Source organism: Geobacter sp. DSM 9736, assembly GCF_900187405.1.
GTDB lineage: Bacteria > Desulfobacterota > Desulfuromonadia > Geobacterales > Geobacteraceae > DSM-9736.
In genome coordinates this window covers 1179145-1198605 of sequence record NZ_LT896716.1, presented here as the reverse complement: position 1 = coordinate 1198605, position 19461 = coordinate 1179145, and the positions used below count along the sequence as shown (strand labels likewise).

21 protein-coding genes are annotated in these 19461 nt (G+C 51.2%); 16 read left to right on the top strand and 5 right to left on the bottom strand.

All coding sequences use genetic code 11. The features are described 5' to 3' along the window. Positions 1-104 precede the first annotated feature (104 nt). From guaB to flgM, 4 genes are all read left to right on the top strand, one after another. Positions 105-1577, top strand: coding sequence for an IMP dehydrogenase (gene guaB, locus CFB04_RS05685; protein WP_088534373.1), 1473 nt, complete (start codon positions 105-107; stop codon positions 1575-1577). An 11-nt stretch (positions 1578-1588) separates the two neighbouring features. Then, a complete protein-coding gene (gene guaA / locus CFB04_RS05680) occupies positions 1589-3139 on the top strand; it encodes a glutamine-hydrolyzing GMP synthase (RefSeq protein WP_088534372.1) in 1551 nt (516 codons plus the stop codon). A gap of 3 nt (positions 3140-3142) precedes the next feature. Further along, complete coding sequence (locus tag CFB04_RS05675; protein WP_088534371.1) at positions 3143-3787, top strand: HAD-IIIA family hydrolase; 645 nt, start codon at positions 3143-3145, stop codon at positions 3785-3787. 87 nt (positions 3788-3874) lie between these two features. Further along, positions 3875-4183: a flagellar biosynthesis anti-sigma factor FlgM gene (gene flgM / locus CFB04_RS05670; protein WP_088534370.1), complete on the top strand. Its 309-nt coding sequence runs from the start codon at positions 3875-3877 to the stop codon at positions 4181-4183. 194 nt (positions 4184-4377) lie between these two features. Here the strand turns inward: flgM and CFB04_RS05665 are convergent, their stop codons facing one another. Continuing rightward, positions 4378-5400: a cytochrome c3 family protein gene (locus CFB04_RS05665; protein WP_088534369.1), complete on the bottom strand. Its 1023-nt coding sequence runs from the start codon at positions 5398-5400 to the stop codon at positions 4378-4380. Between the two features lie 123 nt (positions 5401-5523). On the opposite strand from CFB04_RS05665, the gene CFB04_RS05660 reads away from it, so the two are divergent. After that, positions 5524-6048: a DUF4124 domain-containing protein gene (locus CFB04_RS05660; protein ID WP_088534368.1), complete on the top strand. Its 525-nt coding sequence runs from the start codon at positions 5524-5526 to the stop codon at positions 6046-6048. Here CFB04_RS05660 and CFB04_RS05655 read toward each other — a convergent pair whose 3' ends face one another. After that, positions 6049-6531 (bottom strand): tetratricopeptide repeat protein, encoded by a 483-nt coding sequence (locus tag CFB04_RS05655; RefSeq protein ID WP_088534367.1) that lies wholly within the window; start codon positions 6529-6531, stop codon positions 6049-6051. Then, positions 6519-7253 carry a GGDEF domain-containing protein gene (locus CFB04_RS18505; RefSeq protein ID WP_369833235.1) on the bottom strand — a complete coding sequence of 245 codons (735 nt, stop codon included), beginning with the start codon at positions 7251-7253 and terminating at the stop codon, positions 6519-6521. Before CFB04_RS18505 ends, CFB04_RS05655 begins: the two co-directional genes overlap by 13 nt. An 816-nt stretch (positions 7254-8069) precedes the next feature. Here CFB04_RS18505 and nadC point away from each other — a divergent pair. The 9 genes from nadC (at position 8070) to CFB04_RS05605 (ending at position 17259) form a co-directional block, all read left to right on the top strand. Continuing rightward, positions 8070-8897, top strand: a complete 828-nt coding sequence (gene nadC, locus CFB04_RS05645) for a carboxylating nicotinate-nucleotide diphosphorylase (RefSeq protein ID WP_088534365.1) — start codon at positions 8070-8072, stop codon at positions 8895-8897. A 3-nt stretch (positions 8898-8900) separates the two neighbouring features. Continuing rightward, positions 8901-9911, top strand: a complete 1011-nt coding sequence (locus CFB04_RS05640) for a biotin--[acetyl-CoA-carboxylase] ligase (RefSeq protein ID WP_088534364.1) — start codon at positions 8901-8903, stop codon at positions 9909-9911. Between the two features lie 18 nt (positions 9912-9929). After that, the gene (locus CFB04_RS05635) at positions 9930-10694 is read left to right on the top strand and encodes a type III pantothenate kinase (RefSeq protein WP_088534363.1); all 765 of its coding nucleotides are present in this window, start codon (positions 9930-9932) and stop codon (positions 10692-10694) included. Positions 10695-10724: 30 nt separating this feature from the next. Beyond that, positions 10725-12824, top strand: a complete 2100-nt coding sequence (gene fusA, locus CFB04_RS05630; RefSeq protein WP_088534362.1) for an elongation factor G — start codon at positions 10725-10727, stop codon at positions 12822-12824. Positions 12825-12895: 71 nt separating this feature from the next. Further along, positions 12896-13843 (top strand): hypothetical protein, encoded by a 948-nt coding sequence (locus CFB04_RS05625; RefSeq protein WP_088534361.1) that lies wholly within the window; start codon positions 12896-12898, stop codon positions 13841-13843. After that, positions 13840-14733, top strand: a complete 894-nt coding sequence (locus tag CFB04_RS05620) for a hypothetical protein (protein WP_088534360.1) — start codon at positions 13840-13842, stop codon at positions 14731-14733. Before CFB04_RS05625 ends, CFB04_RS05620 begins: the two co-directional genes overlap by 4 nt. A 12-nt stretch (positions 14734-14745) precedes the next feature. Beyond that, positions 14746-15606 carry an ATP/GTP-binding protein gene (locus CFB04_RS05615; RefSeq protein WP_088534359.1) on the top strand — a complete coding sequence of 287 codons (861 nt, stop codon included), beginning with the start codon at positions 14746-14748 and terminating at the stop codon, positions 15604-15606. Positions 15607-15635: 29 nt separating this feature from the next. Then, positions 15636-16319, top strand: a complete 684-nt coding sequence (locus CFB04_RS05610) for an MgtC/SapB family protein (protein WP_088534358.1) — start codon at positions 15636-15638, stop codon at positions 16317-16319. Between the two features lie 118 nt (positions 16320-16437). Beyond that, positions 16438-17259: a cytidylate kinase family protein gene (locus tag CFB04_RS05605; RefSeq protein WP_088534357.1), complete on the top strand. Its 822-nt coding sequence runs from the start codon at positions 16438-16440 to the stop codon at positions 17257-17259. A gap of 19 nt (positions 17260-17278) precedes the next feature. Here CFB04_RS05605 and CFB04_RS05600 read toward each other — a convergent pair whose 3' ends face one another. Beyond that, positions 17279-17497: a hypothetical protein gene (locus CFB04_RS05600; RefSeq protein ID WP_088534356.1), complete on the bottom strand. Its 219-nt coding sequence runs from the start codon at positions 17495-17497 to the stop codon at positions 17279-17281. A gap of 49 nt (positions 17498-17546) precedes the next feature. Continuing rightward, complete coding sequence (locus CFB04_RS05595) at positions 17547-18428, bottom strand: PHP domain-containing protein (protein ID WP_088534355.1); 882 nt, start codon at positions 18426-18428, stop codon at positions 17547-17549. Positions 18429-18479: 51 nt separating this feature from the next. Here CFB04_RS05595 and CFB04_RS05590 point away from each other — a divergent pair, with 51 nt between their 5' ends. After that, on the top strand, positions 18480-18761 hold the full coding sequence (locus CFB04_RS05590) for a hypothetical protein (protein WP_369833232.1): 282 nt from the start codon (positions 18480-18482) through the stop codon (positions 18759-18761). Beyond that, complete coding sequence (gene nth, locus CFB04_RS05585) at positions 18758-19414, top strand: endonuclease III (RefSeq protein ID WP_088534353.1); 657 nt, start codon at positions 18758-18760, stop codon at positions 19412-19414. The genes CFB04_RS05590 and nth overlap by 4 nt, the downstream gene beginning before the upstream one ends. Positions 19415-19461 lie beyond the last annotated feature (47 nt).

The following is a 19461-nucleotide window of genomic DNA, read 5'->3' as shown; positions in this document are numbered from 1 at the left end:
ACTCATCCTCAATTTGTTGAGCCCATTTTAACTTGACTTGCACCACCCCCTGTACTAATTTGCCCGGTTAATACTTTTCCGAAAAACTGTAAAAGGAGAAGGCAATGCTAGAGGAAAACGTTTTGGAAGGACTTACATTTGACGACGTCTTGCTGGTACCTGCCCACTCCCAGGTATTACCTAAAGAGGTCGACCTCACCACTCGCATCTCCCGTAATATAACTCTGAATATACCTCTCGTAAGTGCTGCCATGGACACCGTCACCGAGGCGAGGACCGCCATTACAATGGCCCGCGAGGGCGGAATTGGCATAATCCACAAGAATCTTTCCATTGAAGCGCAGGCTATGGAGGTGGATAAGGTAAAAAAGAGCGAGTCCGGGATGATCGTCGACCCGATCACAATGCGCCCGAACCAGAAGATAAGAGAGGCTCTTGCCATTATGGCGGAGTATCGTATTTCAGGAGTTCCGATTACCAAGGCTAACGGAAAATTGGTTGGTATATTAACGAACCGAGACTTGAGATTTGAAACGAATATGGACCTGCCGATTTCCGAGCGGATGACGAAAAGGAATCTTGTAACCGTACCTGTCGGAACAACCCTTGATGAAGCAAAGGAGCACCTGAAGCATACAAGGGTTGAGAAACTGTTGGTGGTAGATGATGAGAAGAACCTGAAAGGTCTGATCACCATCAAGGATATTGAAAAGATCAAGAAATATCCCAATGCCTGTAAAGACAGCCTGGGAAGGCTACGTGTCGGTGGTGCGGTCGGTCCTTCTGCCGACATGGAGTCGCGGATTGAAGCACTCATGCGGGCAGGGGTTGACTTAGTCGTTATAGATACAGCTCATGGTCATTCTCAGGGAGTGCTTGATGCTATAATCCGGGCGAGGAAGACCTTCCCTAAGCTTGAATTGATTGCTGGGAACATTGCCACCGCTGATGCAGCCGAAGCTTTGATTAAGGCGGGAGTGGATGCAATCAAGGTTGGGATCGGCCCGGGCTCGATTTGTACTACACGCGTCGTTGCCGGGGTCGGCGTTCCGCAGATCACGGCAATTCAAGAGTGTGCGCGTGTAGCGAGAGAGTATGGTGTTCCTATTATTGCAGATGGTGGAATCAAATATTCAGGCGACGTAACGAAGGCGGTCGCAGCGGGTGCAGACGTCATCATGATCGGCTCTTTATTTGCCGGGACTGAAGAGTCCCCTGGGGATACAATACTTTATCAGGGGCGGGCGTACAAAAGTTACCGGGGCATGGGATCCATCGGTGCCATGAAAGAGGGAAGCAAGGACCGCTACTTTCAGAGTGACGTCGAGAGTGAAGTCAAGCTCGTTCCCGAAGGCATCGAAGGCATGGTGCCGTTGCGCGGGCCGCTATCTACCAGCATCCACCAACTCATGGGTGGGCTAAGGGCGGGAATGGGATATACCGGATGTCGGACCTTAAAAGAGCTACACCTCAAAGGCCGCTTTATAAGAATAACCGGTGCCGGACTCAAGGAGTCGCATGTGCACGATGTTACTATAACTAAAGAAGCACCGAACTACCGGGTCGGTAGCAACTGACAGGAACGATAATGACGGCTGATATTCATAGTGAAAAAATACTCATATTAGATTTTGGCTCTCAGGTGACTCAGCTGATTGCTCGCCGCGTGAGGGAACAAAGCGTCTATTGTGAAATTCATCCCTACAACCTGCCATTTTCGCGGATACAGGAATTCCAGCCGAAAGGAATTATCCTTTCCGGTGGTCCTTCCAGTGTCTATGACGAGGATGCTCCCCATTCCGATGTCCGGATATTCGATCTTAATGTTCCGGTTCTGGGAATCTGCTACGGCATGCAGCTCATGACTCACCAGTTGGGAGGGAAAGTCGAGCGGTCGAAAAAGCGGGAGTATGGCCGGTCCCTCATGACTGTGGACGATTCTAAGGATTTATTTGTTGGTTTTGAAGGAAAAGCTGAAGTATGGATGTCTCACGGGGACCGCATCGAAAGCTTGCCCAGTGGCTTCCAGGTTATCTCTCACACTGACCACTGCCCGGTGGCCGCAATGAAGGATGAGCAGCGACGCTTCTTTGGCGTTCAGTTTCACCCTGAGGTAGTGCATACTCCACGCGGTGAAGAGATTCTCGGTAATTTCATCTCTGCCATCTGTGACTGCCGCCCCGTCTGGACCATGGCCAACTTCATTGAAACGGAAATCCAGGATATCCGCCGCAAGGTAGGCAACGGCAAAGTTCTTTGTGCCTTGTCGGGGGGGGTCGATTCATCGGTAGTCGCCGTGTTGATTCACAAGGCAATAGGGGATCAACTGCATTGCGTGTTCGTTAACAATGGTTTGCTCAGAAAGGGGGAGGCTGACAAAGTCGTAAGTCTTTTCAGAAGCCACTTCCACATTAATCTTGCCTATGTAGATGCTTCTGACCGCTTCCTTGAGAAGCTGGAGGGGATAACAGATCCTGAGCAGAAAAGAAAAATTATCGGTAATGAGTTCATTTTTCTCTTCGAAGAGGAAGCTAAAAAGCTTGGTCATGTGGATTATTTGGCGCAGGGTACGCTTTACCCTGATGTGATCGAATCCGTATCCACAAAAGGTCCCTCGGCTGTGATCAAAAGTCACCATAATGTAGGGGGGCTGCCGGAAAAGATGAACTTGAAGCTCCTTGAACCGGTGCGCGAGCTTTTTAAAGATGAGGTGCGTCTGCTCGGGAAGGAACTAGGGATGCCGGATGAGGTTATTTACAGGCAGCCTTTCCCGGGGCCGGGACTCGCCATCCGCTGCATTGGCGAGATATCCAAGGAAAAACTGGATATTCTTCGAGAAGCGGATGCGATCGTTCTTGAAGAGATTCGGAAGGCAGGGCTGTACCGGGAGATATGGCAATCATTCGCGGTAATTCTTCCTGTTCGTACGGTTGGTGTAATGGGGGATGCACGCACTTATGATTACACGGTCGCACTGAGGGCTGTCAATTCTCTCGACGGGATGACTGCGGACTGGGTCAAGCTTCCCTATGATATCCTGGGAAGTATATCTTCCCGGATTATCAATGAGGTTAAAGGAGTGAATCGGGTAGTTTATGATATCAGCCAGAAACCTCCAGCTACAATCGAGTGGGAATAGAGCTTGACAAAGCTGGTTATCTTCGATCTGGACGGTACCCTTGTCGATTCGCTTCCCGACCTAACCGATGCCGTAAATCACTTCATGATGATGACAGGGCGTAAAGCACTTGGAATGGGAGACGTCAGGAAGCTCGTGGGACAAGGGGCTAGGTACCTTGTGGAGCATGCGCTACATGATGCAGATGCTTCTGAAGTAGATCACTGCCTGAATCTTTTCCTATCCTACAACGAAAAGCATCTTGTGGAGCGGTCCAGGCTTTACCCGGGTGTACTTGAGACGCTCGGAGAACTAAAGGATCAGGGTGCAACAATTGCTTTGGTGTCGAACAAGGTCGAGCACCTCTGCCGAAAACTACTCTCTCTTTTAAAGATTGACGAGTATTTTTACGTTATCCTTGGAGGAGATTCCCTACCAACCAGAAAGCCTTCTCCTGACCCTATTGTCAAAGTTCTGCAAGACCTTTCAATACCACCTTCTAATGCGGTAATGATAGGGGATAGCATCAATGACATGGTAGCCGGAAAAGCTGCCGGGGTTGCAACAGTTGGTTGCCGCTTCGGCTATGGTCAACCTGAGGAACTAAAACAGGCTGACTTCATCATCAATGATCTTCCCGCCTTGCTGCAGTTGCCGTGTTTCAGATAAAAAACAGATATAAGCTTTTTTTCTAAAGTTATTAGTCTTCCTTGCCGATATGAAAACTTAACGAAATACTGCGCGGAGGATATACCGATGAAAATCGAAGAAAGCACACAGCAGGTAGCCGTCAATCCCTTCAGGAATGAGAAGGTAGAGGAGCAGGCTGCAAATCAGGCCGTAAAGCCTGCTGAAGCGTCCCTTGTACGAGGAGACAATGTTACCCTTTCTCCATCGGTTGAGCGAGTCAACAAGGCAAGTGAATCGTTGAAGGAGATTCCGGATTCTCGCCCTGATCGGGTCAAGGAGCTGAAAGTGGCGGTCGAGTCCGGGAGGTATCAGGTAGATAGCAAGGACGTGGCTGCTAAAATGATAAGCGCATTGAAGAATGGGTACACCGGGTAGGCAAGTAACTGCCAAATAGTCGCTGGATCGCCGATGTGAACAAGTCCCCGCCAAAGAAGCGGGGATTTTTTTTGCTGAATGACTGGTTCAAGTCGCCGCAGGTGTTATATGCTGGTTAAGAGCAGCTTCTAAACCAACCATATAAAAACGACCCTGTCGAGAGACAGGGCCGTCGGAGGATGTATTGTGGCCAATTAGATTTTATGGCACTTGTTACAGTTATCCTTGACTGTGAAGGCATCCTTGCCGTCATGACAGCCACCGCATGATTGACCGTTTTCCATGTCTCCCATCGTGAAATGCTTGACTCCCGACCGGTAAGGGAAACGTTTTGTGTGACAGTCGACGCACTTGAACATGCTGAGGTGCACATCATGGCTGAATTTAGCTTCTCCCATGTCAGTCTTGTAGGTGATGTCGCGTGGTTTGAAGTTTTTGTGACACTTGTCGCAGTCACCGTTAGATGTAAAGGCATCGTTACCATTGTGGCATGATCCACATGACTTTCCTTTGGCCATGTCGGCCATGGAAAAATGCTTTGCGCCGGCTTTGTATGGAAAGATACCGGTATGGCAATCTTTGCATGCGTACATTCCAAGATGCAAGTCATGGCTGAACGTAGCCTTGGTGATACCTTTCGCCTTGAAAACAATCTCTTTCGGTTTCATTCCGTTATGGCAGTTACCGCAGTTGCCGGCAACTGTAAAAGCTGTTTTGCCGTTATGGCACGCACCGCACGTGCGTCCTTTTTCCATCTGAGCCATTGTCACCCCCCGGTCTTTCCCGGTAAGGATTTTGCCGTTGTGGCAGCTTTTGCACTTGCCGCCAGTGGCGGTGATGTGAGCTTGATGGCTGAAAACAGCTTCTGTGGCTCCCTTGACACGATAGGTTACTGCACGGGGTTTCCCCTTGTGGCATTTAGTGCAGTGTCTGTCATCGGAAACACTGAAGGCCTTGATACCTGTGTGACAGGCGCCGCATGACTTGGTTTTTTCCATTTCCGCCATGGTGAAGTGCCGACGATTGCGTAGATCGAACAGGGCGTTGTGGCAAATCCTGCAGTTGTTGTTATATTTCTTGAGGTGCAGGTCGTGGCTGAAAACAACCGGATCGGCGCTTGCAAAACGATACTCGATGTTTTTAGTTTCCTTGGCATGGGAGATCGAGGCTAAAGCTGCTGCCAGCAGGGTAACGACGATCATGAATCTGGGCTTCATAAGCACTCCTGAGCGTAAGATAAATCCGTCACACTATACACAAGCAGAGAAGAGGGCGTCAAATTAAATTAAAACTATGAAGCCGCACTCAGCGGGCGTTTGTATGTGAAAGGGGAGGCTGGAATGAAACTCATCGCTATCGTTGTCGCAGTCTGCATACTCTCATCGCAGGCTCTGGCAGAGGTATATGAATGGACAGACGACAGGGGGTCGGTTGGATTTACAGACACTCTTGACAAGGTCCCTCAGAAATACCGCAAAAATGTTCGTAAAAGGAATGTGTCAGAGCAACCGAACATAATGATAATAAATGATGATGCATCCTTTGCAGTCGATTCTGCGTCACCTGCAGATGGTGGACGCTTTCAGCCAGGAGGGCGTGATGAATCATGGTGGCGAAGTTCTTTCGAAGGGTTGCGCAGTGAGATCTCGCTAATAGAGGATCGGTTGCCTGAGGAGCGACAACGCCTTCTTGAAATCAACCGCAGGCGGACACTTTACCAGAAGCCATCAGACCGGGGAGCATATAATGCACTCAAAGAGAAGATCGAGAAGGATGAGGTGAGGATAAAGGAGCTGAAAAAAAAACTAGAGGCCTTGGAGCAGGATGCCGACAGGGGAGGGGTGCCGCCGGGGTGGCGTCAATAGTTATTTCTTCAGTTCCAGTTCCAGATCCAGATGTTTCAGGCGCTCAATGCTCTGGAGGAGCTCCTTGTTTTCCCGTGTAAGCGCCTGATTCGTGTTTTTTAGGGTGCGGTTCTGGTTCCTGAGGTCGTCGTGCTGTGCAAGCAACTCAACAATAGGATTCGCTGTCCTGGTCCAAATACTGCGGGGATATTCCCTTCCCAGCCTTTCCAGCATGTTAGATGCATTTTCTCTGTCCCCTCCACGAAGGGAAAGAAGAGCCAGGCGAAAAAGGGCTTCATCCGTTATCCCGGGAACGCCTGGTTCGCGGCAGATTGATGCAAGAAGGCGGGAGGCGGAGGCATTATTTCCTTCCTTCACTAGCTCTACCGCCTGGGAAAGCCTTTTGCGTTGTTCATAGGGGGAAGAGTTCAGGTGCATCCATGTCGGGATCTGGGCGCATCCGGAGAGCATTGAGATGATAATGACAGCTGTCAGTGTTCGCATCTTTGATGGGTACGCCTGTTGATGTAGTAGTTGCTGCCCGGCTTTGCCTTCAGAAACTCTTTCATGTCCGCTGCATTTTTCGCAATATCGACTGCGGAATCATAAAGGCCCTTCTGGCAAATTATTGCTGCAATGGATATCGTCATTATAGGAAATATTCTATGGACGCCATATCGGTCAGCTCCTTCTATTGCTCCTTTTGCGAGGTCTTCCGCGCTATAGTGTCCGCGGATTTCCCGGTCGAAGGTGCTGATGACATTCTCGCAAACAGGGGCTGCATTATCCGAGGAGACCACAATGATGAAGTCGTCTCCACCTACATGACCGACAAATGAATCTTCCTCGTTAAGTGCTCCAACAGCTTCATAAACTATTTCTGCCGTCATTTTTATTACTTCGCTGGCTTTTATGTAGCCGTAACGATCATTGTATGCCTTGAAGTTATCAAGATCAACGTAGCAGACTGCAAATAGCTCATTGCTTGCCAGACGCTTGCTAAGTACGCGTTCGATGGCTATATTCCCCGGGAGCCGGGTTAAAGGGCTCGCGTCCAGGCTCATCTGCTCGAGAACCTTGAGACGAGCCGCCATGGAGGTGAAATCCCGTGCAAGATCTCCTACTTCATCTCCTGGGGGAATTTGGGGATCGTAGTCGAAATCGCCTTCGGCTATGCGATGAGTGGCACGCTTAAGCTTCCTGATAGATCTTGATATGGTGTACACAGCGTAGGCTGCTACCCCAGCAGCCAGCAGAAATCCGGAAAAGGATAGAAAGAGTGTGGCTTGTATAGTAGAGCGTTCCCTGTTCTCTGCATTCTTAAGTTTGACATCGAGCTGCCGTTGTCCATTCAGAGATATCTTGTCTATGCTCTTGAGGAGCTGACCTGTGAGAACTTTCTGAACTTCTCTCTGGTCATCAGCGCCGGAGAACAGGCCATCGATGACATGCTGATATTTTTCGTAAGAGGCCACAAGTTTTAGCACTTCAGGATCTTTGCTGCGCGTGCCCAGGACACTGACGGTTTCGAGAAACTCGCTTTGACGCTGCCGGAAGAGCTCTATGAACTCAGGGCTCTTCAGGATGCCATATCTGCCTGCAGCACGTTCCTGTGCGAGAAGCGACTCGCGCAGTTTCTGGGCTGAGCTTATCACGACGAGGTCGTGATGGGCGATATCCCGTGCCGTTTTGTTAATGGAATAAAGGCCGGTAATGGAGAAGAGCAGGGCTGCAAGGGTAAAGAACGCTATCGCGGCATAACTGGCGATCAGCTTCTGAACCAGGGTAAACTGTAGACGTAACATGATATTTTTCTAGTTGAGTTATTTAGTTGCGGCATTGTATTGCACGGGGGGGGATAAGTCAACAGAAGTAGCGGTCTGTTCAGGTTGGTATTCTTTATTCCGGTCCTGCGGAGTGGTGGGATGGGCTATAAGCCGGAAGGGCATGAACAGGCTGCCGGAGGCAATGACTGCGTGAAAACCCATTGTGGTTGCGGGAGTACGTAAGCTGTGATATAAACGGGCATTCGAGGGGAGATCATGATCGGTCTAGACAGAATAATAGAAAATGCTTTGCTGGAAGATATCCATACCGGGGATATTACGACGCTGGCGGTGGTCGGTGCGAGTGGGGAACGGGGAGCTGTTCTTAAGGCAAAAGAGGAAATGCTCGTCGCGGGCATCGATGTGGCGGCAAGAGTTTTTCATCTTCTTAGTACATCCATTCGCTTTACCCCTCATTTTTCGGACGGAGCAAGGGTGAAACCTCAGGATGTCCTGGCCGATCTTGATGGAGATGCAGGACTTCTCCTTCAGGGTGAACGGGTTGCGCTTAACCTTCTTCAGAGAATGTGCGGCATAGCAACCCTAACCTCCCGTTATGTGGAAGCTGTCAAAGGTACAAAGGCCCGGATCGTGGATACCCGAAAAACGACTCCCGGACTAAGAATGCTGGAGAAGTACTCGGTCAGAGTCGGTGGTGGGATAAATCATCGTACCGGCCTCTACGATGGCGTACTCATCAAAGAGAACCATATTGCGGCGGCGGGCGGTATAACTGAAGCCATCAGGCGTGCCAGAGCGTACATACCTCACACCATGAAGATCGAGATTGAAACCGAATCTCTGGCGCAAGTCGCTGAGGCTGTTGAAGCCGGTGCCGACATTATTATGCTGGACAACATGACCACTGATATGATGCGGGAAGCCGTCGGAATCATCAGTGGAAAGGCACTTGTGGAAGCTTCTGGCGGCGTAAGTCTTGAGACCGTTGCGACGATAGCGGCGACGGGGGTTGATATCATATCGGTAGGGGCGATAACTCATTCCGCTCGCGCAATGGACATATCAATGTTGCTAAAGGGTTAACATATGCACTGCAATGCCTCACTGGTTGATTCCGCCGCCACCGGAACGGACCACCGGATTCTTGACATGTTCCGTCGGCGGGGAGACGGGATTCTTTCCGGCGAGGAGTTGAGCGATGCGCTGCATATTTCGCGAACTGCCGTATGGAAACATATTAAAGCTCTCCGGGATCTGGGGTACGAGATAGCCGCGGTTCCCTCCCGCGGCTATCGGCTTATTTCGGCACCGAATACACTGATACCTCCGGAGCTTTCTGCCGGACTTGATGCAAAAAGAATCGGCTCCCGGCTGGTCTGGTACCGTGAGATCGAGTCAACTAATGAAACGGCCTACCAATTAGCGGAGGAAGGCGCAGCAGAGGGGACTGTTGTTCTCGCCGAAGCCCAGCGGTTAGGAAAAGGTCGACTTGGGCGGCGCTGGGAATCTCCCGACGGCGTCAATCTTTACTGTTCTGTTATCCTACGGCCACCTATAGCACCGATGCAGGCTGCACAGCTGACCTTTTCATCTGCGGTTGCGGTTGCCCGAGCCATCGAGCAGGAGACTGATCTCCGTCCTTTGATAAAATGGCCGAATGACGTCCTTGTCAACGGGCGGAAGGTTGCGGGTCTCCTGAATGAGTTAAGTGCGGAAACGGAGCAGGTGAACTTCATCATCCTCGGAATCGGCGTAAATTTAAATATGACCTGCGACCAATTTCCGATGGAGCTGCGGCATCCGGCCACATCATTGTTGCTTGAGCAGGAAAAAGCAGTTGATCGTCAGTCCTTCACGCGCGTCCTCCTTCGATCTCTGGATGACCTGTACGACAGCTTTCTTGCAAACGGTTATAAACCCATTAGGGATGAATGGCTGGCACGCAGTACCGTTATGGGGCGCTCTGTCAGGGTGACCGTTCAGGAGAGGGAAGTGACCGGGGTAGTCATCGGAATCGATGAGTATGGCGCCCTTCTTCTGCAGGTGGGGGAAGGGTCCGTGGAAAAAATACTGGCTGGCGATGTTACTCTCATATAAAGGAACAGGGAGGTCTTCTTGCTTCTGGTAATCGACGTCGGCAACAGTAACATAGTCCTCGGCATCTACGACGGCGATCATCTTGTCAGGGATTGGCGCGTATCGACCGACAAATCGAAAACACCCGACGAGTACGGGATCCTTGTCCACGACCTGTTCCGTCTTGCGGGCATCAGCTTCGGCGATGTGAAAGACATCATAATATCTTCCGTCGTTCCGACCCTGACGGGGGTCCTAGAAAAACTGTCACAGCAATATTTTTCTTTTAAACCCTATGTCGTGGGTCCCGGAATAAAAACGGGGATGCCCATACATTACGATAATCCGAAAGAAGTCGGCGCTGACAGGATAGTCAATGCCGTTGCAGGCTTCGAAAAATACCGGACCTCTTTGGTGATCGTCGACTTCGGCACGGCTACAACGTTCGATTATGTGAACAGAAAGGGGGAATATTGCGGCGGGGCAATCGTCCCGGGGGTCATGATTTCCATGGAAGCGCTGTTTCAGAAGGCAAGCAAGCTGCCGCGGGTTGAAATCATCAAACCTCCGGCCATCATAGCCAAGAATACCGTGAATTCCATGCAGGCCGGCATCTTCTACGGCTACATAGGCCTTGTGGACGAGATTGTCGGCAGGATGAAGAACGAAAGCAAGGATAATCCAAAAGTGATCGCTACAGGGGGGCTAGCCGGATTGATTGCTCCCGAATCCAAAACAATAGAGGGCGTGGACGAGTTTCTAACCTTGGAAGGATTGCGCATTTTGTACGAGCGGAACAGATAGCCACAATACATCCAAAGGGGGGAAGAGTGTATGCCGAAGTATGACACCGCAAAGCTGAGGAACCTTGGTATTGTCGCTCATGGAGGTGCCGGTAAGACTTCCTTGACTGAGGCATTGTTGTTCGATGCTGGAATGACCGACCGGTTGGGACGTGTCGATGACGGTACTTCCAACATGGACTTCGACCCCGAGGAAATAAAGCGTAAGATCACTATTTCCTCTTCCCTCCATCACTGCGAGTGGAACGGCTATGATCTTCACATAGTGGATACCCCAGGGTACGGGAACTTCATTGCCGATACGCGAGCCTGCTTGAGGGCTCTCGGCGGTGCCGTAGTTATTCTGTCCGCTATTTCGGGGGTGAAGGTCCAGACCGAGGAGGTCTGGGAATGGGCTAATGAGTTCGAAATCCCCCGTATCGCCTTCGTTAACAAGATGGACAGGGAATACGCGAATTTTCTGCGGGCAATAGATGACATGGAGAAGTCGCTAAAAGCTCGGGGGGTCGCGGTGCAGATGCCGCTGGGCGCTGCGGAAACGTTCGAGGGTGTCATCGATCTGGTCCGAATGAAGGCGTATCGCTATGCTAAGGATTTTTCGGGTACCTACACCGAAACAGAGATTCCCGCTGAGTACCAACCCGAGGCTCAAAGACTGCGTGAAATTCTGGTTGAGACGGTCGCCGAGGCTTATGATGCATTGACGGAGAAGTATCTGGAGACAGGCGAACTGACAGAGGAAGAAATTCTTGACGGTCTGCGCATCGGTACACTTCGTTATACCTTTACCCCAGTCTTCTGCGGCTCTGCTGTTCTGAACATAGGCGTCCGCCATCTCCTCGACTACATATGCCACTGCCTTCCGTCGCCGCTCGACAGGGGAAAGGTCCACGGCACGAATCCTAAGACCAGAGAGATAGAGGAACGCGCTCCTGAGGAGTCGGAACCTTTCTCTGCACTGGTTTTTAAAACGACTTCCGACCCTTATGCCGGGAAGATCACTATTTTTCGAATATACTCCGGAACACTGAATTCAGATTCAACCGTATACAACTCCGTACGAGAGGCCGAGGAAAGGATAGGACAGATATTTCAGCTTGAAGGCAAGAAGCAGAAGCCGATCAAGCAAGCCGTTGCAGGGGACATTGTTGCGGTGGCGAAGCTCAAGGAGACGCTGACAGGTGACACACTCTGTTCCAAGGACAAACCTATTGTCTTCGAGCCGATAAAGCCCCTGCAGCCCGTAATCTCGTATGCGATACAGCCAAAGACGAAGAATGACGAGGACAAGATCCACGGGGCTCTCCAGCGCCTCATGGAGGAGGACCAGACGATCCAGGCCCGTCGGGATGAAAAGACTCGGGAGCTGATACTGTCGGGTATGGGTCAGGTTCACCTTGAGGTGACTATCGAGAAACTGAAGCGCAAGTTCGGCGTAGACGTGGAGATGAAGACCCAGAAGGTACCGTATCTTGAGACTTTCAAGGCAGGTGTCAAGGCACAGGGAAAGTACAAGAAACAGAGTGGTGGACGTGGGCAATATGGCGACTGCTGGGTTGAGTTCTCTCCGCTGAGTCGGGGGGACGGCTTCCAGTTCGAGGATAAGATTGTTGGAGGAGTCATTCCTCGTCAGTACATTCCAGCTGTAGAAAAGGGTATCTTCGAGGCTGCACAGGACGGTTTTCTCGCTGGGTATCCTCTCGTCGACTTCAAGGCGGCGGTTTTCGATGGTTCCTTTCACACTGTCGATTCTTCAGAGATGGCATTTAAAGTCGCCGGTTCCCTGGCTTTCAAGAAAGCAATGGAAACTGCAAAGGTCGTGCTTCTTGAGCCAATCATGAATATGAAAATAACGGTTCCCGAGGAAGTAATGGGGGACGTCATAGGGGACATCAATTCAAGGCGCGGGAAGGTAGTGGGGGTAGAACCGAAGGCAAACTCTCAGATAATCAGGACGGTTGTGCCGATGGCCGAGGTCCTCACCTACGCCAACGACTTGAAATCAATGACCAGTGACCGCGGCATGTTTACAATGGAGTTTTCTCATTACGAAGAGGTGCCGACGCACCTTGCCCAGAAAATCATCGCTGAATCGGCGTCGGAACAGGGGAAAAATAATCATTCCCATTAGGAAACGCAGGGGGTACAGCCGAACCCATTAGGGCATTACGGCTGTACCTGCACAACAAGGAGGTAGTTTGTATGGTTGTTCCACAGGAGCCGAGGGGCGCCGGAAAGAACCCTGCATTGGGTGAAAAAGGCGGTGTGCAGCGGACGCTTCTGCTGCTCCTGCTTATGGTAGCTCTTCTGGCCGGGTATGCTTATTTTTTTACCGGTTTGATCAAGCCTCACGATGGAGGGGTAACCGCTCCTGCAACGGAGGCTCCTGTGCTAAAACAACCTATCCCGCCCCGTGTAGAGCAGCAGCAGATGACTACAGCACAGCAAAAAGTCAGTGCAGCCGAAGGGGGCGCAGAGCGGGGGACTGCTGGAACCGCCGACAAGCCCTCCAATGTTCAGAAGCCGGAAACGCCTTCTCCTGTTGTGGCGGAGCACGGAAAGAAGGCGGATAAAGGTGCTTTGGCACCGCGCGCAGAACCTGAACTGAAGGCGTCTGCTTCCCGGCAGAGCCAGAGCGAAGAGCGCGCTGCGAAGTCTCAGAAGGAAAAGAAAGCTGATAAGCCTAAAACGAAAGCAGTAGATGCAGTTTCGGTTGTGGTGGATGTAGTTCTTGCGAAAGAAAAAGAAAAGGTTTCGTTCAGCCTTAAGCAGGCGGGCAGCAGAAAGATCTCAGTTATACAGACGAAGAAAGAGGAGAAAATGCATCGGCTCCATGTCTCTCGGCATCCCACCAGGCAGGAGGCCGAGAGCAACTTGAACGGGTTGAGGAAATTCACGGGCTCAGGGTTTGTTTTGCATGAGAACGGAGGGTACTCTCTCTACGCAGGTTCCTTTTACAATCAGGGGCAGGCGGTAAAAGAAAGGGATCGACTGATGGCGGCGGGTTTCTCAATCACCGTTCGGGATGTTAAGGTCAACCTTCCAGTCAGCCGCATCACTGCTTCGGGACTACCGAGGAAGGCTGCTGAGCGGCAGGTCCGGGACCTGAATAAGGCAGGGATCGAGGCAAGGGTAGTGGCATCAAAGTGACGGACCGGCCTGGTGTATCCGTACACAAGGTAAGGCTTAGGGTCTCCCCTGCGGCTGCGCGCCTTCTAAATGGAGAGGCGGGAACAGAAGAGAAGCTCAAGGCAGCACGCGGGGAAGGTTCTTTTCCTACAGCGGAGCTGGCGGTTGTTCTCGTAGTTCTTAGCCGCGATCACGACGAACGGATACGGTCGGCCGCACTTGCTGCACTCCAGGGCATGTCGCACGGAATGCTGCTGGAACTGGTTCTTTCACCCGAAACTCACCCAAAGGTTCTCGATGCTTTGGCTCGGATCCACCGTACCAAGGAAGATATCATTTTGCTTATCATGGCTCATCCTCTTATTGATAAGGGGACTCGGGATTTCATTGCCGCAGCCGCTCCGCCGAATCATGACCCAGATACTCCCAACGGTGATCTTGATCCCGCATCTGAGGATGAAATTCTTGATGTGCCGGATGATGAAGGCGAGGAGTTCAGGAGCAAACATAGCCTGGCTCAGGAGTTGAGCATTACAGAGAAAATAAAATACGCCATGACGGGTGACAAGGAATGGCGCAGCATACTCTTGAGGGACACAAACAAGCTGGTTTCTGGAGCGGTTCTGAAGAATCCCAGAATCACGGATCAGGAAATAGAAGTTGTCGCCCGGTCTAGCACGATCAATGACGAAGCTGTGCGGCTCATCTGCTGCAACAAGGACTGGATCAAGAACTACCGGATTCGTAAGGCTCTTGTGGAGAACAGCAAGACGCCTCTACCGGTCGCATTACGGTTTCTCTCCACATTGTCCGAAAGGGACCTCAGCATGCTCGCGAAGAGCAGGAATATATCTTCAGTCATTGCGGCGCAGGCTCGAAAGATGTTGAACACCATTCAGAAGAAAAGGTAAGGGAGATGCTGCGTGGCCCTGATTAACCATATCAAGCAGGAGATAAACGCGAAGATCGTATATTTCGGGCCCGGCATGGCCGGTAAGGAGACAAACCTTCAGCAGGTATTCTCTCAGCTACAGGAGAAGGAGCGTGGGAAGCCGAAGTTGATGGAACTTCATGACGCTCGCATGCTTTTCTTCGATATCCTTTCGGCTTCAGCAGATTCCGCACCTTCGAGTTACTCTTTGAGGTATCACCTGTATACGCTGCTCGATGATGGCTCCTCTACTTCATGGAGGATGGTGCTGAAAGGGGTCGACGGCATCGTTTTCGTTGCAGATTCGGACCCGGCACGCATGGAGGCCAATAGCGACAGCATTCGGCAACTTAAGGAGTTGCTGGAGGAGGTAGGTCGGTCGTTACGTGAAATCCCTATGGTCATTCAGCTCAACAAACGGGATTTGCCGGGTGCTTCTCCGGTTGGGGATATGATCGGCATGTTAAATGCCGATACCTTTCGAACGGTTTCCGCTGTCGCAAGGTCCGGAGAAGGAGTGGTCGATACGTTGGGTACTCTTTTGAAGTTGATCCAAATCGATCTACGTCAGCAGGGACTTAACGTGACGGACTCAACAGGAATGTTCGAAAAGAAGATTTCCGATATCTTCGGCAGCGGCCAGGGTCCTTCACCTGCTGGTGTGCCGATAGGCGCGCCTGAAGAGGTTAAGACTGCGCACCTAGAAACCCATGGACAAACTGTGTTGGGACATGTAGTCGAGTTGGGTGAGCCGTTGCTTGAGAATGGCGTAGTACGCCTGCCACTGACAGTAACATGTGGTGACCGGTATCAGCGGTTCACTGTGACGGTCTCTGTATCTCTGGATGGTTAAACCCTTTAAATTCATATCATAGGACAATCATGGTTCACGATCTCAATTCAGACATGGCAGTACGACTCGTCATTTCAGCTCTGCTGGGTGGACTCATCGGTTTGGAGAGAGAAGTTCATGGTCGGTCAGCAGGCTTCAGGACCCATCTGCTTGTTTCCCTCGGATCATGCCTATACGCCCTTGCTTCACTGTACATCTATAGGATATACGGCAACTTCAGCGGCGCGATGCCAATAGGAGTGGACCCGGGAAGGATTGCTGCCCAGATCGTCACAGGGATAGGGTTTCTCGGTGCTGGAGCCATCATCAGGGAGCGGACTTCCATAAGAGGATTGACTACGGCTGCATGTCTGTGGGTAGCTGCTGGAATCGGGCTGTCATGCGGGATCGGAATGTTTCTGACGGCTTTCCTTGTGACGGTTCTCTCCCTGTTCAGCCTGCTCCTCCTGAAAAGAGTGGAGCTGAGACTCGGACGGGATGCTTATACTGCGATCAAAGTGTGGAGCAGCGACAGAACAGGACAGAAACAGCGTATAGAACAGCTGCTGCTTGAGAGCGAACTGATGCTGGTGAACGTAGCAGTCGAGAGAAATGTCGAGGCAGGGGAGCTTCTTCTCGAATATCAAGCGAAATACAATACTCGCGGACATCTCGAAGCGCTTTCAGAAAACCTGTCGTCGGTTGAGGGGGTCAAGAAAGTAAGGATTGAATAGGATAGGTCAATTCAAGATAAATTACCCCTTGTCCCTCGGCTCGTAAAATGCTAAAAACCTTCCGAGATTGTACCCAGAGGGAACTGCCCTGTGCAGCGGAATAATACCAGGAGGAAAGATGGCGATCATAACCGTTTCCCGAGAAATGGGCACCGGCGCTTATCAGATAACAAGGGAAGTAGCCAAGAAACTCAAATACACTCTTATCGACGGTCCTAAAATCGCTGAACTCGCTCCCCTGTACGGTCTTACACCCGAAATGGTTGAGCGGGTCGATGAAAAGCCTCCGGTTTTTCTTTCTGCCGAAGATAGAGTGCACGCCGCATGTCTTGGAACGATTGATCTCATCATGCTCGACTGCGTGAAAAAGGGGAATGCAATCCTCTACGGCCGAGGTGCACAGGACCTGCTGAAGGAAATGCGGAACGTGTTACGTATAAGGTTTACCGCTCCATTTGACGAGAGAGTTGAGAACTTCGCAGAACGCGAATGGATGGACCCCGATCTGGCGCGTGAACTGATTCGCAAAAGTGATCATCAGCGGGGGGGATTCATTCAATTCTATTTCGACCGAGACTGGACTGATTCGCTGGGGTACGATCTTGTTTTCAACACTTCCCGTCTCTCAGTTGGGGCCATTGTAGACAGCATCGTAGCGGCGGCAAGAGATCCGCGGCTGAAAGAAGCTGAGGCGGAGGCCAACTCTTTCCTGGATGACGTCATCCTTGCCAAAAGGATAGAGACTGAGCTTCTGAAGGCGGACAATATTGAAACATCACATTTCCGAATCAGCGCCAGAGGAGGCGAGGTTTTCCTTGCCGGTCACGTTCATTCGGAGCTGGAAAAAGAGAAAGCGATGACTATCATCGCAGGGATAGAAGGGGTCGTGGAGATTGAGGATACCGTGCAGGTAATCAGCTACAAACCCTACAAAAAATAGGGGTTGTGGAGAGTCTCGGCTAAGACTCGGGGCGGTCTGATTCTTTTTCTTTACTGTGGACGAGCTTCAGGCTGAAGCGCCGTATCAGGCGATCTATCTCGTCAAGTTTCTTGCGGTACTCCCCGGCATAAAATGCCTTTTTCCCCTCATCGTAAAACGTAACACCATTGTTCAGCATGTCCAGCCTGGATCGTGCTACGTTCCTCATCAGTTCCAGTACTTCTTTTGCATCGGCCATGGCGTCCTTCTTTCAGGCGATGTAATTGCATTTCGACTGCCGTGATTGTTCAGGTGGCAGATAGAATGCGGCGAGATTGACGATCCTTCAGTTTCTCAACGCATTCGTAACTCACCTTGAGGCCATTACGGAGACTTCCAATCTCCGTGTCTGAATCGCCACCATGAAAGTCCGATCCACCCGTCGAAATGAGCCCGGTTTCGGCTGCCAGTCCCGCCAGGAACAGCGAGTCCTCTTTGTAGCACATGTTGTTGAATACTTCAATTCCATCAAGCCCCCTCTCAACCAGGCCCCGTATTACAGTTCCTAGAATCTCCCGGTCCTGGGATATGCTCGGCGGGTGAGCAAGGACAGATACGCCCCCGATGCGTCTGATTTCTTTCAGTGCCTTATCGAACGGAAAGTATTCTTTCGGAACGTCGCACGGCCCCAGGTAGCGGAGGAAGGCATCCTGCATAGTGCGCACTATTCCTTTTGCCAGCAGCAGTCGCGCGATGTGAGGCCGCCCTAGCGCCCCCTCTGCCGTTGCGACTGCCTCTTCATACCGAATCGGCTCATGGTGTTCTGCAGCCAGCTGTTCGTTTATCCGTTTTACGATTAGGCGGCCCCGCTCCTCGCGGCGCGACCTGAAAAGCGCCAGTTGTTTCCGGAACAGCTGATCGTGGTGGTCTATTAAATATCCCAGCACGTGCACATCCCGGTACTCGTCTAGTTCCACCGAGAGTTCAACTGCAGGGATAACCTCGATGCCGTATTGACTCCCGGCCTCCAAGGCTTCGTCTATTCCCTCGACAGCATCGTGATCGGCAATGGCGATGGCCGCCAGGCCTCGCGTCTTCGCCCTGCGCACGAGCTCCACAGGGGTGTGAAGCCCATCCGAATGGCATGAGTGGATATGCAGGTCCACCAACCGCTTCTGTTTGTCAGTCATAGGTTCTTATATCATTATCCCATCCGTCAGCAAAGGAAGTTTCGGTTGTCAGTGGCCAATAGAATGAGTAGTATTCCAGAAAACTTCAACGTAGAGGAAACTATGGTTAAAAAACAGGGAATAGGTCTTGCTGTTGCAGCCTTCACCATTTATATCCTTGGCGGAATCGGTACCTTTGCCGGTTTAGCAATGATTGCTTTTATGAAAGGACGTGATTTCCTTGGATGGGGAGAGGGACGAAGCATCGGCTACCTCTTTTTTTGCGTCGGCCTCTGCCTGTCGATCATTGGTGTTCTTTTCATGCGAATTTTCCGAAACCGGGGACTCCGGTGAAGGATACCGATATCGATTATGCCATGGGGGTGCTTGGTGAAGCAGTCAGTCAGTGGCAATCCCCCGCTGTAACAATCGTATCACAGCGTGAAGGAAGCCCATTCAAGGTGCTTATCTCCTGTATTCTTTCCCTCCGCACCAGGGACAAGACGACCGGGGCTGCATCCGAGCGCCTCTTCGCTCTCGCTGATACCCCTTCTGCAATGGCAGAGTTGCCGCTAGCGGTCTTGGAGAAAGCAATTTACCCCGTGGGCTTCTATAGGAACAAAGCTGCGCAGATAAAAGAGATCTGCCGGATTCTTGCCGAGGAGTACCAGGAGAGGGTTCCGGATGAAATAGACGAACTCCTCAAGCTGAAAGGGGTCGGGCGTAAGACTGCAAACCTGGTAGTGACCCTCGGATTCGGAAAACCTGGTATCTGTGTGGATACCCATGTTCATCGCATCTGCAATCGGTGGGGGTATTTGTCTACAACCAGTCCTGACCATACTGAAGCTGTACTACGTGCTAAGCTGCCTGTCCGCTACTGGCCGGTAATCAATGATTGGCTTGTTACCTTCGGTCAGAACCTCTGTTTGCCGACCTCTCCCAAGTGTTCCACTTGTCCGCTCTTCTCCGTCTGCGACCGTATAGGAGTGAAAAAATCCCGCTGATCGTTTCGTTTTAAAATAATGTTATTGTTTCTTTTGCCGAGAGATGT

What these genes read in the sequence shown, in the direction of transcription:
- guaB (WP_088534373.1), top strand. Translation starts at nt 105, where the DNA reads ATGCTAGAGGAAAACGTTTTGGAAGGACTTACATTTGACGACGTCTTG.
- guaA (WP_088534372.1), top strand. Translation starts at nt 1,589, where the DNA reads ATGACGGCTGATATTCATAGTGAAAAAATACTCATATTAGATTTTGGC.
- flgM (WP_088534370.1), top strand. Translation starts at nt 3,875, where the DNA reads ATGAAAATCGAAGAAAGCACACAGCAGGTAGCCGTCAATCCCTTCAGG.
- CFB04_RS05665 (WP_088534369.1), bottom strand. Translation starts at nt 5,400, where the DNA reads ATGAAGCCCAGATTCATGATCGTCGTTACCCTGCTGGCAGCAGCTTTA.
- CFB04_RS05660 (WP_088534368.1), top strand. Translation starts at nt 5,524, where the DNA reads ATGAAACTCATCGCTATCGTTGTCGCAGTCTGCATACTCTCATCGCAG.
- CFB04_RS05655 (WP_088534367.1), bottom strand. Translation starts at nt 6,531, where the DNA reads ATGCGAACACTGACAGCTGTCATTATCATCTCAATGCTCTCCGGATGC.
- nadC (WP_088534365.1), top strand. Translation starts at nt 8,070, where the DNA reads ATGATCGGTCTAGACAGAATAATAGAAAATGCTTTGCTGGAAGATATC.
- CFB04_RS05640 (WP_088534364.1), top strand. Translation starts at nt 8,901, where the DNA reads ATGCACTGCAATGCCTCACTGGTTGATTCCGCCGCCACCGGAACGGAC.
- fusA (WP_088534362.1), top strand. Translation starts at nt 10,725, where the DNA reads ATGCCGAAGTATGACACCGCAAAGCTGAGGAACCTTGGTATTGTCGCT.
- CFB04_RS05625 (WP_088534361.1), top strand. Translation starts at nt 12,896, where the DNA reads ATGGTTGTTCCACAGGAGCCGAGGGGCGCCGGAAAGAACCCTGCATTG.
- CFB04_RS05610 (WP_088534358.1), top strand. Translation starts at nt 15,636, where the DNA reads ATGGTTCACGATCTCAATTCAGACATGGCAGTACGACTCGTCATTTCA.
- CFB04_RS05605 (WP_088534357.1), top strand. Translation starts at nt 16,438, where the DNA reads ATGGCGATCATAACCGTTTCCCGAGAAATGGGCACCGGCGCTTATCAG.
- CFB04_RS05600 (WP_088534356.1), bottom strand. Translation starts at nt 17,497, where the DNA reads ATGGCCGATGCAAAAGAAGTACTGGAACTGATGAGGAACGTAGCACGA.
- CFB04_RS05595 (WP_088534355.1), bottom strand. Translation starts at nt 18,428, where the DNA reads ATGACTGACAAACAGAAGCGGTTGGTGGACCTGCATATCCACTCATGC.